This window comes from Myxococcus dinghuensis (assembly GCF_024198235.1).
Classification (GTDB): domain Bacteria; phylum Myxococcota; class Myxococcia; order Myxococcales; family Myxococcaceae; genus Myxococcus; species Myxococcus dinghuensis.
In genome coordinates this window covers 1-13,619 of the sequence record NZ_JAKCFB010000012.1, presented here as the reverse complement: position 1 = coordinate 13,619, position 13,619 = coordinate 1, and the positions used below count along the sequence as shown (strand labels likewise).

General features: G+C 67.9%; 11 protein-coding genes and 1 pseudogene. 9 read left to right on the top strand and 3 right to left on the bottom strand.

Going from position 1 to position 13,619, the window contains the following annotated elements; translation table 11 throughout:
• The first annotated feature begins 577 nt into the window (after positions 1-577).
• The 3 genes from LZ198_RS17805 (at position 578) to LZ198_RS17795 (ending at position 4,160) form a co-directional block, all read left to right on the top strand.
• A complete protein-coding gene (locus tag LZ198_RS17805; protein ID WP_253973187.1) occupies positions 578-1,474 on the top strand; it encodes a hypothetical protein in 897 nt (298 codons plus the stop codon).
• A 262-nt stretch (positions 1,475-1,736) separates the two neighbouring features.
• Positions 1,737-3,383, top strand: coding sequence for a hypothetical protein (locus tag LZ198_RS17800; RefSeq protein WP_253973186.1), 1,647 nt, complete (start codon positions 1,737-1,739; stop codon positions 3,381-3,383).
• A 75-nt stretch (positions 3,384-3,458) separates the two neighbouring features.
• Positions 3,459-4,160: a M23 family metallopeptidase gene (locus LZ198_RS17795; protein WP_253973185.1), complete on the top strand. Its 702-nt coding sequence runs from the start codon at positions 3,459-3,461 to the stop codon at positions 4,158-4,160.
• 83 nt (positions 4,161-4,243) lie between these two features.
• On the opposite strand, the gene LZ198_RS17790 is transcribed toward LZ198_RS17795, so the two are convergent.
• On the bottom strand, positions 4,244-5,830 hold the full coding sequence (locus LZ198_RS17790; RefSeq protein WP_253973184.1) for an adenylate/guanylate cyclase domain-containing protein: 1,587 nt from the start codon (positions 5,828-5,830) through the stop codon (positions 4,244-4,246).
• A gap of 303 nt (positions 5,831-6,133) precedes the next feature.
• On the opposite strand from LZ198_RS17790, the gene LZ198_RS17785 reads away from it, so the two are divergent.
• The 6 genes from LZ198_RS17785 to LZ198_RS17760 are packed head-to-tail and all read left to right on the top strand — an operon-like array spanning position 6,134 to position 12,319.
• Complete coding sequence (locus LZ198_RS17785) at positions 6,134-7,288, top strand: polyprenyl synthetase family protein (protein ID WP_253973183.1); 1,155 nt, start codon at positions 6,134-6,136, stop codon at positions 7,286-7,288.
• Positions 7,289-7,299: 11 nt separating this feature from the next.
• On the top strand, positions 7,300-7,881 hold the full coding sequence (locus tag LZ198_RS17780) for a hypothetical protein (protein ID WP_253973182.1): 582 nt from the start codon (positions 7,300-7,302) through the stop codon (positions 7,879-7,881).
• On the top strand, positions 7,878-8,174 hold the full coding sequence (locus LZ198_RS17775; RefSeq protein WP_253973181.1) for a hypothetical protein: 297 nt from the start codon (positions 7,878-7,880) through the stop codon (positions 8,172-8,174). Before LZ198_RS17780 ends, LZ198_RS17775 begins: the two co-directional genes overlap by 4 nt.
• A 2-nt stretch (positions 8,175-8,176) precedes the next feature.
• Positions 8,177-9,223: a hypothetical protein gene (locus LZ198_RS17770; RefSeq protein WP_253973180.1), complete on the top strand. Its 1,047-nt coding sequence runs from the start codon at positions 8,177-8,179 to the stop codon at positions 9,221-9,223.
• Positions 9,201-9,629, top strand: coding sequence for a sterol-binding-like protein (locus LZ198_RS17765; protein WP_253973179.1), 429 nt, complete (start codon positions 9,201-9,203; stop codon positions 9,627-9,629). Before LZ198_RS17770 ends, LZ198_RS17765 begins: the two co-directional genes overlap by 23 nt.
• An 8-nt stretch (positions 9,630-9,637) precedes the next feature.
• Entirely contained in the window at positions 9,638-12,319 is a 2,682-nt protein-coding gene (locus LZ198_RS17760) for an FAD-dependent oxidoreductase (RefSeq protein WP_253973178.1), read from the top strand.
• Positions 12,320-12,367: 48 nt separating this feature from the next.
• Here the strand turns inward: LZ198_RS17760 and LZ198_RS17755 are convergent, their stop codons facing one another.
• A complete protein-coding gene (locus LZ198_RS17755; RefSeq protein ID WP_253973177.1) occupies positions 12,368-12,955 on the bottom strand; it encodes an imm11 family protein in 588 nt (195 codons plus the stop codon).
• Between the two features lie 9 nt (positions 12,956-12,964).
• Positions 12,965-13,492 (bottom strand): annotated as a pseudogene (locus LZ198_RS17750) (AHH domain-containing protein); the annotation flags it as partial.
• Positions 13,493-13,619: the final 127 nt, after the last annotated feature.

The window sequence follows — 13,619 nt, the reverse complement described above, 5'->3', positions numbered from 1 at the left end:
ATCGGCGCCAGTCCCGCCTACCGTCGCCGTCGAGTATGTCCAGGCGCTGCTGGGGCACGCAGCCCCGTATGCCTTCCAGCACCTGGTCGCCGCTCCCCGCCCCCTCCCACCGTCGCCGCGCACGCCGAGCACGGTCGGCGTCTGCCCTCAAGCGCGCCGTCACGTCCTTGACCAGACGGTTACTTCCAACCATTTCCCTCGCATGGTATCGCGTGTACGTCCCCAAAGAGAGCCGCGCTCTGCGGCTTGACATGGGCGAAGGACCTACGACCGTGCACGTGACCTCGATTGCCGGCTTGATGTTCACGAACCGACCCGAGCGGCTCGTAGCGGCTGGTCGTGGGCACGCGGTGACGAACGGGCCTGGCACGTCGTGGGAGAGAAGCCCAGGCGGTCCAAGCCCGTCCCCGGTGTGCCGCCCCAAACTCGGCCGCTGCGTCGAGATGCGCACCATGCCGGACACCGTACCTGCCTCTTCCCTGGTGTCCACGGAAGCAGAGCATGCCCGCACCTCCTGACGCAGAGCCGAAGAGAGCAGCATCAACCCAGCGCCGCCCACAGCGGGGAGCAAGCCATCATGGTCTCTGATGTCGTCATGAGCGAGAAAGCACTCAGGGAGTATCTTGGAGATTTCGAGAGCGTTCCAGCGGGCGTCTTCGCGGAAGGAACGATCGGCCATGCCCTTCAAAATGAGGGATTCAAGGGATTGATACTCCAATCCCACGGCACTCCATTCGAAGTCTTGGAAACCAACGTTTATCGAAGACCCGGGAAGCTCATCAGCACTCCGCAAATCGACTGGGTGGTCTTGGTCGACTACAAGTGCGACGCCCCCATCGAGATTCCCATCCACGACAAGGTCTACTGGGATTTCTTCGAGCCGCACCTGTTGCTTCCCCTGGCGCCAATCGAAACGGTCCAGAAGAATTTCGAAGCGGATGACATCTACTCGGATCCCAGCGCGTTCCGGTTGAGGTTCTTGCGCGCCCTGACCCCAGATATCAGGCCCGATACCCTACCCCATTGGATCGAACACGATTTCCTGAAGATCGCCAAGTCGCAGATGGCCGTCTGGGCATCGGCAGAGGCAAACGGCTGGAAGGCACTTCTCTACTGCGACCAGATATCCGCTCGCGCAGGAAGGCTGTTTTCCTTCGACATCAAGGCGATCCAGCGACTCGAATTTCAATTCGAGGATTCAGCACCCGTCGTCAGAGAGCAGGAGCTGTTTCTCGGAAGGATGTATCCAGAAGCATTCCTTGCGCCTCCGCCCACTCCGAAAGAAGTCGAGAAATTCCTGGCGGAACTCTATCAGAAGCAATCCAAGAAGCTTCTTTCGGTCGTCAAGAAGCTCGGAAAGAACCAGCCGTCTGAGTGGATGCCGCATGACATTTCGATCAAGCCCAACCCGATTGCATTACTACAGAAGCATCTGAAGATTGAATCCGTCATGAGAAGCCAGGCCCACCGTTGAACCTTGCGCCTCTGCGTGGGCGCCAGCCTGACGAGCTCGCGGCCTATATCGGAGCATCCTGAGCCCGGGCGAGGGCCCCCCAAACTTTTCTGGGACGCCGGTCGTCCTCCGCCCTCTTTCTCCTCGATTGCAGGGGCGAGCACGAAGCGACCCGAGGTGGACGTACCGCGCCTCGGAGCCACTTCGTGTTCGCGCCTCCAGTCAACGGCATCGCACCTGCCTCGGTCCTGACACGAGGCATTCCCGGCAAGAGGAGAGACGCATGGGCACGGAGACAACGGTCGGTCGTTCTGGAGCGGCAAAAGTGGACCCCGCGGAGGCACAGCGCCGCGCGGAGGAGGCCCGGCAGAAGGCGGAAGCGGCGCGGCTCGCGGCCGAGGCCAAGCGCACGGCGGAGGAGGCGGCTCGAAACAACCTGGCGCAAGCCCAGCGCGACGAGGGGGCCCGGGACACCTACGCGGGCGCACCGAAGAAGTCGCCGGTCGAGCTCAACCCGGGGGCCCGGAACACCGCCACGGCCCACGGCACCGTGCAGGGCAGCGGAGCCCCCTCCACGCTCGGTGGCGCCCAGTCGAAGCAGAAGCAGGCCCAAGACCTGGCGAAGCAGGGCCGGCTCGGCGAGGCCCTGGACGTGGCCCTCAACTCCGAGGGCGACAGCGTGAAGCTCAAGCTGAGCGCCAACGGCAAGGTCCAGGCGGGCGGCGCGCCGGTCAAGGCCGGCGGCGAGATTGCCAGTGAGGTCGAGGTGAAGCGGGGGCCCAACGGCACCTATGAAGTCACCGCCCTCAACGAGGGGAAGCTCACCGCCGAGCCGAGCGTGAAGGGCCCCGTGGAGGGCTCCGCGGAGCTCGGGGTCGGCGTCTCCCCGAAGTTCGAGTTCAAGTCCAAGGAGGACGCCCTGCGCGGCCTGGGCATCATCGCGGCCGCCGGCAACGAGTCCGCGCTGGGCGTCGCGGCGAGCTACGCCGTGGATGCCGGCGCCAAGGTCGGTGACAAGGTCTCCGGCTTCCTGGCGGGCACCGCCAAGGCGGTGGGGGCCGACAGCATCGGCAAGTTCTTCGACAAGGCGGGTGACACCAGCCGGAAGCTGGACTCGTTCGTCGGCACGGACGCGCAGAAGTTCCTCGGCGACAACCTGAAGGGCTTCTCGGTGAAGGGCACCCTGGCCGGGAAGCTCGCGGGGGACCTGCCACTGCCCAACGTCCCCCTCGCGGGCGAGCTGAAGGGACAGCTCGAGACGAAGGTCGACATCGAGCTGGGCAAGAACGGCAAGAAGCCCACCATCACCGTGGAGCAGTCCGGGCAGCTCGAGGGCAAGGGTTCCGTGGGAAGCGGCGCCGCCTTCACGAAGGAGGTCGAGGGCAAGGGCTCCATCAAGCTCGCCATGCAGAGCAAGTTCGAGGTGGACGGGAAGCTGGACCTGGCGGCGGCGCTGCAGGGCCGCGACGCAGGGCTCGAGGTCGACCTCGTGGACTCCACGCTCTCCGCCGAGGTGGGCGTCTCCGGCAAGAGCGGCGTGGGCCTGGCCACGCCGGAAGGCACGCAGACGGAGGCCAGCCTCAAGGGCGACACCGGCGTGTCCGGCAAGCTGAAGCTCACGGGGAAGACCGTGGACGTCGCCGCCGCGCTGGCGGACCCCCAGGCGCGCGAGGCCCTGGCCAACGGGGACTTCGGGCCGCTGGCGAAGAAGCTGGGGAAGGTGCCCATCACCGTGGAGGGCGAGCTCGCGGCGACGGCCGGCTTCACCGGGAAGCTGTCCCTGGACGCGGGGCGCGCCAGCGGCGGCGCCTCCATCGAGGGCTCCCTGAGCGACGTGTTCTTCAAGGAGAAGCGGAACCTGACGGGCGACGAGCTCGCCGCGCAGTTCAGCAGCTTCCCCGCCTGGCTCCAGCAGCAGCTCCACGCCTGAGCGCCCGCCCCCGCGACGTCAACCCCTTCCGTCCCCAACCGTGGCCCCTGTGGCCACCGACCGAGAGAATCCACCATGAAGGTTTCCAAGCCGAACAGCAGCCAGAGCACGAAGTCGACACACGCCACGCAGTCGGGCGCCTCGAAGAGCAAGCCCTCCAAGCTGGTGTCGCCGCTCGACCAGCCGCTGCCGAAGAAGAACCCCTCCTTCAACGCCCCCGACCGGGAGGGGATGCCGGACGGCAAGGGCGTCAAACGCCACGGCGCCCTGGACTGGTTCGCGAAGGCGGGCTCGAAGGTCCGAGCGCCCCAGGACGGCAAGATCATCGAGGTGAAGAAGTCCAAGGGCAACAGCGGGCAGATCTTCGGCGGCACCGTGAAGGTCCAGGGCAAGGACGGCAAGGTGTGGACGTTCCGGCACGTGGACCCGGCCAACCTCAAGGTCGGCGACAAGGTCAAGGCGGGGGACACGGTGGGCCGCGTGACGGACTGGAAGAGCGGCAGTGACCACGTACACATCGAGCTCTGGAAGAGCGCGAAGGGTGGCTACAACTTCAACAACGCCATCGACCCGCTGAAGGCCCTGCAGGGCTCCTCGCGCGAGGTGACGCGCGACGCGCCGAAGACACAGAGCGCGTCCGGCACCCAGGCCCGGTCCACGGACGTCTCGGCGGACCTCTTCGAGACGCACGAGGCCATCGCCACCGCCCAGCCCCTGTCGCTGGACGGCTACGGCAGCAGCCCCGTCACCATCGAAGCCCTCTGGCCGTCCTATTAGGGGATGACCGCGACTCCGAGGGTCTTCGTATCCATCCACGGGCGGGCCCCCTGAGGCAGGGAGCTGTCCGTTCGAGACGGGGACTACTCCAGTGGGGCGTCACGCCAGTCCACCCGCCGGACCCGCAGTGGCTCGCGCTTGCCCTTGACCTGGATGGGGGCAAGCGCGACCAACGGCCATGACCGCTCCTGGCACCGCTGGGCCGTGCTCTCGGAGAGGTAGATCTCCCCGCCCGCCGCCGCCGAGCAGATGCGGCTGGCGACGTTGGTCGCATCGCCGATGGTGGCGTACTGGAGGTAGTGCTCGGAGCCGATGTTCCCCGCGACGACCCGTCCGGTGTTGAGTCCGATGTGGATCTGGACCTGGGGTTTGCCCTCCGCGCCCCAGCGCTCGTTCAGCCGCGCCTGCGCATGCTGCATCTCCACCGCCGCGCGCAACGCGCGGTCCGCGTCGTCGGGCTGCGGGAATGGCGCGCCCCAGACGGCCATCAGCGCATCCCCGATGTACTTCTCCAGCGTCCCCTCGTGCCGGAAGACGATCTCCGCCATCACCGGGAAGTACTCGTTGAGCAGGTCCATGACCTGCGAGGGGTGCAGCGCCGAGGAGAGCGCGGTGAAGCCACTGATGTCCGAGAAGAGGACCGTGACGTCCGCCTCGAGTCGCTCGAGCGAGGCCCCGCGCGCGGTCTCGAGGCGCTGGATGACGGGCGCCGGAAAGAACCGCCGATAGGCATTCCTCAGCACGGCCTCGTCGGCCAGGCGCTGGGAGAGCAGCGAACTCTCGAGGGCGACGGCCGCCTGGTTCCCGAACGCGGTGAGGAACTCCAGGTCCTCGTCGGTGAAGCGGTCGAACTGGCGCAGGTTGTCCACGTACAGCACCCCGAGCACCTCCTGGCGTGGCTTGAGCGGCACGCACATGGAGGTCTGGATGGACAGGTTCGCCACCGAGGACGCGCCGTTGAGCCGGGGGTCCCTCGGCGCATCCGCGAACAGCGCCGCCACGCTGTGCGTCCGGACGTATTCGATGATCTGCCGGCTGAAGAAGGCCCCCGAGGGGACCTCCCCCGTCGAAAGGCGGGCGACCCGCGGGCGGAGGACGCCATCGACCGGGTCCACCAGGAGCAGCGCCACGCGGTCCACGTCGAGGATGCGGAAGACCAGTCGGACGACCCGCTCCAGCAGTTCGTCGATGGGCCCCAGCGACGACAACATCCGACTCGCCTCCAGCAGGACCCGGAGCTTCTCGGCCGTGCGTGCCTCTCCGGGGGCCGCTTGCCGCAGCTTCAACGCGGAGGTCGCGGACGAGGGGTCCCCCAGCAGCGCGTCCATCGATGGGTCGGTGAACCGCGTCCGCAGCGCCTGCGTGTGGGACGGCGTCATCGCGCCGGGGGTGTCCATCAGCCGGAACGACACCTCTCCGCAACGGAACGAGTCCCCGCTCCGCAGCGGATGGCGCTCGACCCTCGCGTCGTTGACGAAGGTGCCGTTCTTGCTGCGGAGGTCGACGAGGACCACCTGACGTCCCTGGCGCTCCAGTCGGGCATGCCGACGTGACAGGCTGACGTGGAGGACACAGACGGCGTTGTCCTGTGTGCGTCCGATGGTGGTCACCCCCTCGGGCAGTGGCAGGGCCCGCTCCGTGGACGACTGGGGGTTCATCACGATCCACATGCGACCTCCCGACGACTTCCCATTCCCACGACGCCCAGCGCATCGAACCGGCGGTCCAGGACCCCTCGGGTCGGTTCGGCTGCCGCGCCGGCCCGAGTGTATGGAGTTGGGCCGCTTCTTTCCAGACAACCTCCGGCGCAATCAGCACGCGACCTGTTGAGTCGAGGCAGGTCCGACCCGGCGCGAGCGAACTGCCCAATGGCAAACAGGCTCCTGGGCCCACCCCACCAACCACGCACGTCGCCACGGCATCCTTGCGCGCGACGATGGCGCCGCGGACTCCAAAGCCATTCGTGACAATCCATGACCACCCACGCGTTGCATGGCTACCTGGAAGACTGCAGGAAGCTGGTGATCGAGGAGATCCAGCGCATCATCCCCAAGGACGAGCGCCGCGCCTCGTTCTACGGGATGATGCTCGACTATCCCTTTCGCGAGGCGAAGGGCTTGCGACCCGCGTTGTGTATCGCCACGTGCCGCGCCCTGGGTGGGAAGCTGGAATCGGTGGCGAGCTCGGCGGCGGTGCTGGAGCTGTACCACAATGCCTTCCTCATCCACGACGACATCGAGGATGAGTCCCTGCTGCGCAGGAACGCGCCCACCCTGCACCGGCAGCACGGCGTGGCCGTGGCGGTCAACGTGGGGGACGGCATGCTGGCGTTGTCCCTCCAGCCGCTGCTGGAGAACGTCGCGCGCCTCGGGCTCGGCGCCTCGCTGCGCATCCTCCAGGCCGTCGCGCGGATGACACGGGAGTCCGTGGAGGGACAGGCGCTGGAGCTCGAGTGGATTCGCAACCACGTCTGGGACCTCAGCGACGACGACTACATCCTGATGGTCGAACAGAAGACGGGTTGGTACAGCTTCATCACGCCGGTGCTGATCGGCGCCATCGCCGCGGGCGCGCCGGAGGGCCGGATGGAGCTGCTCTCCGGCTTCTCTCGCGCGCTCGGCACCGCCTTCCAGATCCAGGACGACCTGCTCAACCTCCAGGCGGCGGAGCGCGACTACGGCAAGGAGATCGCCGGAGACCTGTGGGAGGGCAAGCGCACGTTGATGCTCCTCCACGCGCTGCGCGTCTCGACGCCCGAGGAGCGCGCCGAGGCCAAGCGGGTCCTGTCGCTCGCGCGCCCGCGCGAGACCGCCGACACGCCCCACTCCCCCCTGCACCAGGCCCTGGAGGCGCTCCGCCGGGAAGGTGAGCTCACGTCGAGGGGACACGCCGCGCTGCTCGAGGCGATGCGGCACACGCTCGCTCCGGCGAAGACCGAACAGGACGTGCGCTTCCTGGGCTCGCTCCTCGAGCGCCACGAGAGCATGGCGTACGCGCGTCGCGTGGCGCACCAGCACATGGAGGACGCTCGCAGGCACTTCGACCGGTGTCGGGAGTGGCTTGCGCCCTCCATCCATCGCGACTTCCTCGAGCAGCTCATGGACTACGTCCTCTCTCGAATCCGGTGAGACCGCGCCACATGATCGCCTGGATCCAGAAACTGGCCACGCAGTACCGAAGTCGACAGCGCGTGCCGTTCCTCGGCGGAAGGCTGGGTCGGACGCCCTTCCTGTCACCGGTCGTGCCCGTCCCGCTCGAGTTGCTGCGGTACCAGACGCTGGTCGAGGAGGAGCTCCTGCGCCTCCGGGAGATGTTCCTGCGAGCCTACGTCGAGCCCCGGTTCCCCCAGGCTCCCACGGTGCCGCTCGAGGGTGGCGACGTCCCGACAGCGACCTCGCCCGACGACACCCTGGAGGACCTCCTGATGAAGGCGCAGTTGCTGGTGCTCCACCATCCCGTCGCGGCCCAGGCGGCGTACGCGGCCCTGGTGGCGGAAGGTCGGAGATTCGCGGAGAGCACCGAGGGCGCGAAGTGGCGTGACACGCTCATGGACTCCCCGCTCGTCCAGCGGGCTCGCACGCTCTGGGAGAAGACCACGCTGAGCCTGCTCGAGGAGGTCCCCGTCGGCCTCCTCCCCAGCACGCTCATCGACATCCTCGTGGCGGCCAGCGCCCCCCGGGGAGGCGCGTCGGGCTCCGGCCCAGGAGTCACCCGCCCGTGATTGACGACCTCCAGGAGGACGCTTCCGGGCAGGCGCCGTTCCTCCACCTCGTGCTGGGGCTGCTGTCCGCGACGGAGCGGGTGACACGCTTGCTGACCAGGCCCCACCGCGGGCCACGGGACGCCAGGGCGCCGCGGCCCGCGGAGGCGGACGGCCTCGTCCACCTGCTCCTCGGCATCGTCTCCGTGCAGGTCCGCCTGCGCGAGGCCCTGGACGCGAGCCCCCAGGCTCCGTCGACACGCGCGGAGCCACACGAGCCCGCGCCTCCGCCCCTCGAGGACCTCCTCCGCTAGCCATGCGCCAGCCCACGCCCTCCGTCACGGATGCGCTGTTCCACATGGACTACTACCGCGGCCCTCCGCCGGGGCCGGAGCGGAACATCGGGTTCAAGGAATGGCAGCACTTCATCGTCCACACGCCCCGGACCCAGCTCATCGTGAACTTCAGCCTGATGAACGAGGCGTGGAGCACCAGCGCGAGGGAGCCACCGGTCGCCCGGGTCATCATCCTCGCCCGGCGCGATACCCTGGAGGGAGATGTCGACAGCTTTCGTGGCGCGCAGATCGACGTCCAACCCGGCCGCATCGACACGCGCCTGGGGACCAACTCGCTCCGCTTCGAGCGGGGGAGGTTCCTCCTCTCGGCGGCGTTGCTCGAGCGGGACCTCTCCGTCGAACTCGAGCTGATTCCGTCGAGCACACCGCTGGCGACGTTCGGCCGGCCACTCGCGATGGGACGAAGCCTGTCGTGGGTCAGCGTGCCGCGCTTGCGTGCGGACGGCGCCATCACCCTGAACGGGCGCCGCGAGCGCGTCACGCGGGCCCCCGCGTACCACGACCACAACTGGGGACACTTCGCCTGGGGAGACGACTTCGCCTGGGAGTGGGGGCAATTCCTCGCGGGGAGCGACGCCGACCCGTGGAGCCTCGTCTTCTACCGGATGATCGACCGCACGCGGGGGCGCGTCCGTGACCAGGCCATCCTGCTGTGGCATGGCGCGGAGCTGCGTCGCCAGTTCCGGGGCCCGGACCTCCGCGTCACCGCGCACAAGCGAGGTGGGTTGCCCCAGGCCCTGAAGGTCCCTCGCATCATGGCCCTGCTCTCTCCGGGGACCGCGAACGACGTCCCCGCGAGCCTGGAGGTGACCGCCCGAGAGGGAGGGGACGACCTCACCGCGCGCTTCGAATTGCGGTCCCTCGCCCAGGTGCTCATCCCCGACGAGACGGACCCGACCGGCGTGGTGACGCTGAACGAGGCCTGCGGACAGATGACGCTCTCGGGACGGCTGCGGGGAGAGCCCCTCGCGATGGAGGGACCCTGTGTCCTCGAACTCGTCCGGTGACTCGGTGGCGCGCCTGTTGCGCGAATCCCTCGGAGTGCTGGAGCGGGAACACCCCGTGCTCCATGCGCGGATGAGCGCACGGCTCACGGGGGCGGTCCTCTCCTTCGAGGTGGACGACGAGCGGTTCCACGTCTCGTTCGTCTCGGGCACCGCGAGGGTGCTGCCGGGGCGCGGCGCGTCCGGGCTCCTCCTCGCCACCAGCAAGCAGACCCTCCGCGCGGTGCTCGAGGCCCGGCTCGCGCTGGAGGACGCGGTCCAGGTCGACGCGGTCCGCGTCCTCGGCCCCCTGGAGTTGCTGACCAGCGCCCACGAGGCCCTCCGCTGCTACGTCCATGGCGCGGTCCGCTGTCCTTCCTTCCCGGCACTGCTCACCCGTCTCCTCCTACTCCTCACCACGCCGCCCTGAGGAACCCCATGCCTCCTCCACGAACCGCGTCCCCAGCCCCTCGCGCCGCCGCCGACACGCGCCCCTCCGTCACCATCTTCGGAGCGGGAATCGCAGGCCTCACCGCCGCCCACGAGTTGGTCGTCCGTGGCTTCGACGTCACGGTGGTCGAGCCCGGTCCCACGGGCGGATTGGAAGGCCCGATGCAGGTGGGCGGCATGGCCCGGACGCAATACGCCATCGCGCCCGTCCCGGCCCCAGGGAGCAACGCCGAAGGACCGACTCCGGCCCGACCCGCGCGGCAGGGTGAAGGTCCGGCGGGAAGCGGGCTGTTCCCGGTCGACGTGGCGTTCAGCCCCGACAAGAGCACCCTGGGCCCCGAAGCCAGGGAGGCGCTGGACAAGGTCGTCGAATGGTTCGCCCAGGACGAGAATCGCCGCGCGACCGGCGTGTCGCTCCATCCGCCCGCGCGCCTCCCCTCCTCCAAGGAGGGTCGGCGCGGGCTCGAGCGACTCGCGCGGGTTCGGGATTATCTCACCCAACACCCGCGTCACCCGCTGCCGAACGACAACGTGCTCGACGGGCGCCCCGAATCCACCGAGGGCATCCGTCTCCGCGCGCGCGTCCTCGCCCTTCCCGGCGAACAGGGGGTGCGTGAGTTCCCCGCCTATTACAGACATGTGTTCGACACCCTGTCTCGCATCCCGCTCATGGAGGCCGGGGGTGGAGTCACCTCGCGGACGGTGCTCGACGACATGAGGGCAGCCCCTCACCATTCCTTCGCGGAGACAGGCCCGAACCCGCTCATCTTCCCGCCCCATCCCCTCGCCCATCCATCCGACTGGGTTCGACAGGTGGCCAGGCTGCCCGACACGGGCTACAGCCATCGCGACATCGTCCAGTTCCTCAACCGCGTCCTCCGCTACATGGCGACCAGCTCCGCCCGGCGAGCCGCTGAATACGAAGACATCTCCTGGGCCGAATACCTCCGCGGCCACGACACGCGCACCGGACAATCCCTGTACACCTACAGCCCCCAGTTCACCGGGGACCTCGACTTCAGCCCCCGGCTCCCGGCGGCGGTGGACGCGGCGGTGGGCGAAGCCCGTGCCTGCGGCGACACCTATGTGCAACGACTCGTCAGCGGCCTCGAGCCTTCACGCAGCGACGGGACGTTGAATGCCCCCACGACGGAAGCCTGGCTCGAGCCATGGCAGGCGTTCCTCGCGCACCGCGGCGTGCGCTTCGTGACGGGGCGCCTCGAGGAGCTCGCGCTCGAAGACGACGGTCGATTGGTGGCGTACATGGCCTCGACCGAGGCCGGAGGCCCCGTGCGCGTGGACGAATCGACCTACGTCCTCGTCGCCACGGACGTGGTCACCGCGGAGCGCGTCTCGCAGCGACTCCCGCCGGTGGGTGTTCCCGGCCGGTTGCGGGGATACACGACGCGGGTTCCCCGCGCCCCGGGCGGCTCGGACGGCGCGGCTCATCATCGGGATCCCCTGCACTCGCAGCTCGGGCTCGAACCGTGGGACCGCCTGCGAGCGATCACGGGCATCCAGCTCTTCTTCCAGGAGGAGTTCAAGCTGGCCGATGGCTGCCTCCACATGCGACAGACACCGTGGGCGCTCTCCTCGGTGAGCAGCCCTCCCTCCTGGCGCTTCAGCCCCAGCGACGAGATGGACGGCTTCCTCTCCGTCACCCATGTCGGCATCGGCGATTGGAACGTGGCGGACGGGCATGGGCGCAGCATGTGGGGCGCGACCCGGGAGGAGATCGCCCTCGGCACGCTGGAGCAGCGCGCCGCGTCGCTGAAACACGTCTCGGAGAGCTTGCCGCGACCGCGCTGGTATCACCTCGACGAGAACCTCGAGTTCGACGCGGTGACGGGAAAGCTCAACGGCATCCGGACGCCCTTCCTCATCCCCGTGAAACGAGACTGGAAGAACCGCCCGGGCGCGAACCCGTGGGACCCGACGCAGGGCGCCGCCCCCTCGCCACAGCCAACACCCAGCCCACACTTCGTCGCCGGCGTCTGGCAGGCGCCTCATGGAGGATATGAGGTGCATTGGGGCCGACTGCTCTATGCAGGGACGTACCTGCGGACCTTCACCCGGATGACGAACATGGAGGCCGCGAACGAGTCCGCGCGCCATGCGGTGAATGCCATCCTCGACCACCGGCTGAAGGGCCAGGACGCGGAGCACCCGCCCCATGCGACGACTCCACGCGGCGACTACGATCCGAGGTGGGCACGCCCGACCCGCTTCGGGGACTACTGCCGCATCTGGAATCCGGAAGAGAACGAGCTGGCCCGGATGAAGCCCCTCAAGGAGTTGGACGCCTGGCTCTTCGAACGGGGCCTGCCTCACGTCTGGGACGTGCTGGGCCTGGAAGCCCTCAACGCTTCGCTCGCGTTCTCATCGCAGCTCCTGGACCGCTTGCGCCCGAAGAAGGCCGCGGCGGCCAGCCCCGCCCCCACGCCGTGGCTGGGGGGCCTGCCCTGGCTGGGCACGCTGCTCCCCGGGCTCTCCATCCCCAACCTCCTGAAGGGAATCCCGGGGATGCCCTCGGCGGAGGCTGGCCCCGATGGAAGCCACACACCTCCCCCCGCGGGGCCGGAGGCGTTCTATCAGTGGCTCAAGCAGCTCCGGGAGCAGATGGAGAACGACCTCCAGAAGCGCGCGGGAGGGCGTGGCCCCAAGGCGTGAGCGACACCCCGCGCCCCGGTCGGCCACCTCGGCCCTCTGTGCGGACCGTCAATGAAGGTCGGGGACTTCAGTCACTCGCTCGAACGACACACCCAGGTTCCCGACCCGTTCGAGCGCATCCTTGACTTCCTCTGAGACGATCAACGCCGTCTTGAACTTCTTCAGCCGAAAGACTTGCGCGCCTTCAGTTTTCGCCGGGTCGATTCGCAGGCCATAGATCCAGCGGTACTCGCCCGCGTACTCAGGGAATGCACCTCCTTCGTCATAGTGATGCACCTCCCGACATCGCGTCTCGTCTATGGCATCAACCACCTTGATTGCATTGACGACGAAGTACCGTTCTGACTCTCCCTCCACCGTCACCGGAAACAGTTGGACGTCATCACGAGCCAGTGATCTGAAGACGTTCGCGAGTGCTTCGCTGACGATAGGCGTGCGTTCAACCCCCCCAAACACAAAAGCGCGCTTCGTGCCGGGATGTGAAACCTGAGCTTTGATGGAACCAGGGTCTGGCAGGACGCGCCCATCTGTGAACAGCCAAGGCTCATCGAACGCCTCGCCGGATGTTCGCGTGGGCGCCTCAATCAGCCATCGAGGGACGCCCGCCAAGCCTACCCAATAAAAGTTCCGTTCCACCCTTCCCTCCTACTTCACGATAAGGCTGCGCAGTTCCGAACCCTCAGTCAGAAGTTCAGTGGCGATCTTCGAGAGTTCATCCAGCAACCTTGCTCGACAGGCCTCAATGGTTCTGCATCGGCTGACCGAATCTTGCAATCGGGTAACAACCCTCTCGTGATACTGCTGGGGGTGAGGTCCCTCGTGGCCGTTGAGCCGCACCTTGTTGGCAGCGTCTTCGAGCGTCATCCCGGCCTTCTTGAAAATCTTCTCGCACTCTGGAGTCCAAGGACCGCCTGTCGCATCCGAAACCAGGTTCTTGTTCGTGCAGATGTGATGGACCGGCCCTTCGGCATCGCCAGGAAACCGCCCTTCCCCGTACATCGCCAGGGCCGCGGCGGCTCCGGGCGCCAGGGCGACGTTCAGCACGCCGGCAGCCGGAAGCGCGATGGACGTCACGCCCCCACCCATCGCCGCCCCGAGTTGGAAGCCCGCTTCAGCCTCGGCTCGCACCGCCGCCTGGGCGAAGCCAGGAAGCCTGGGGCCCTGGGCCGCCATCCTCAGTGGTCACCCAAAACCGGCCAATGAAGGTCCCCTGAAAAGCGGCCAAAGGGAAGGGCCGAGACGTTGACGCCCGGGTAGGACGTGGAGTCCGCCTGGGGGATGGGCAACGTCTTGAGCGACG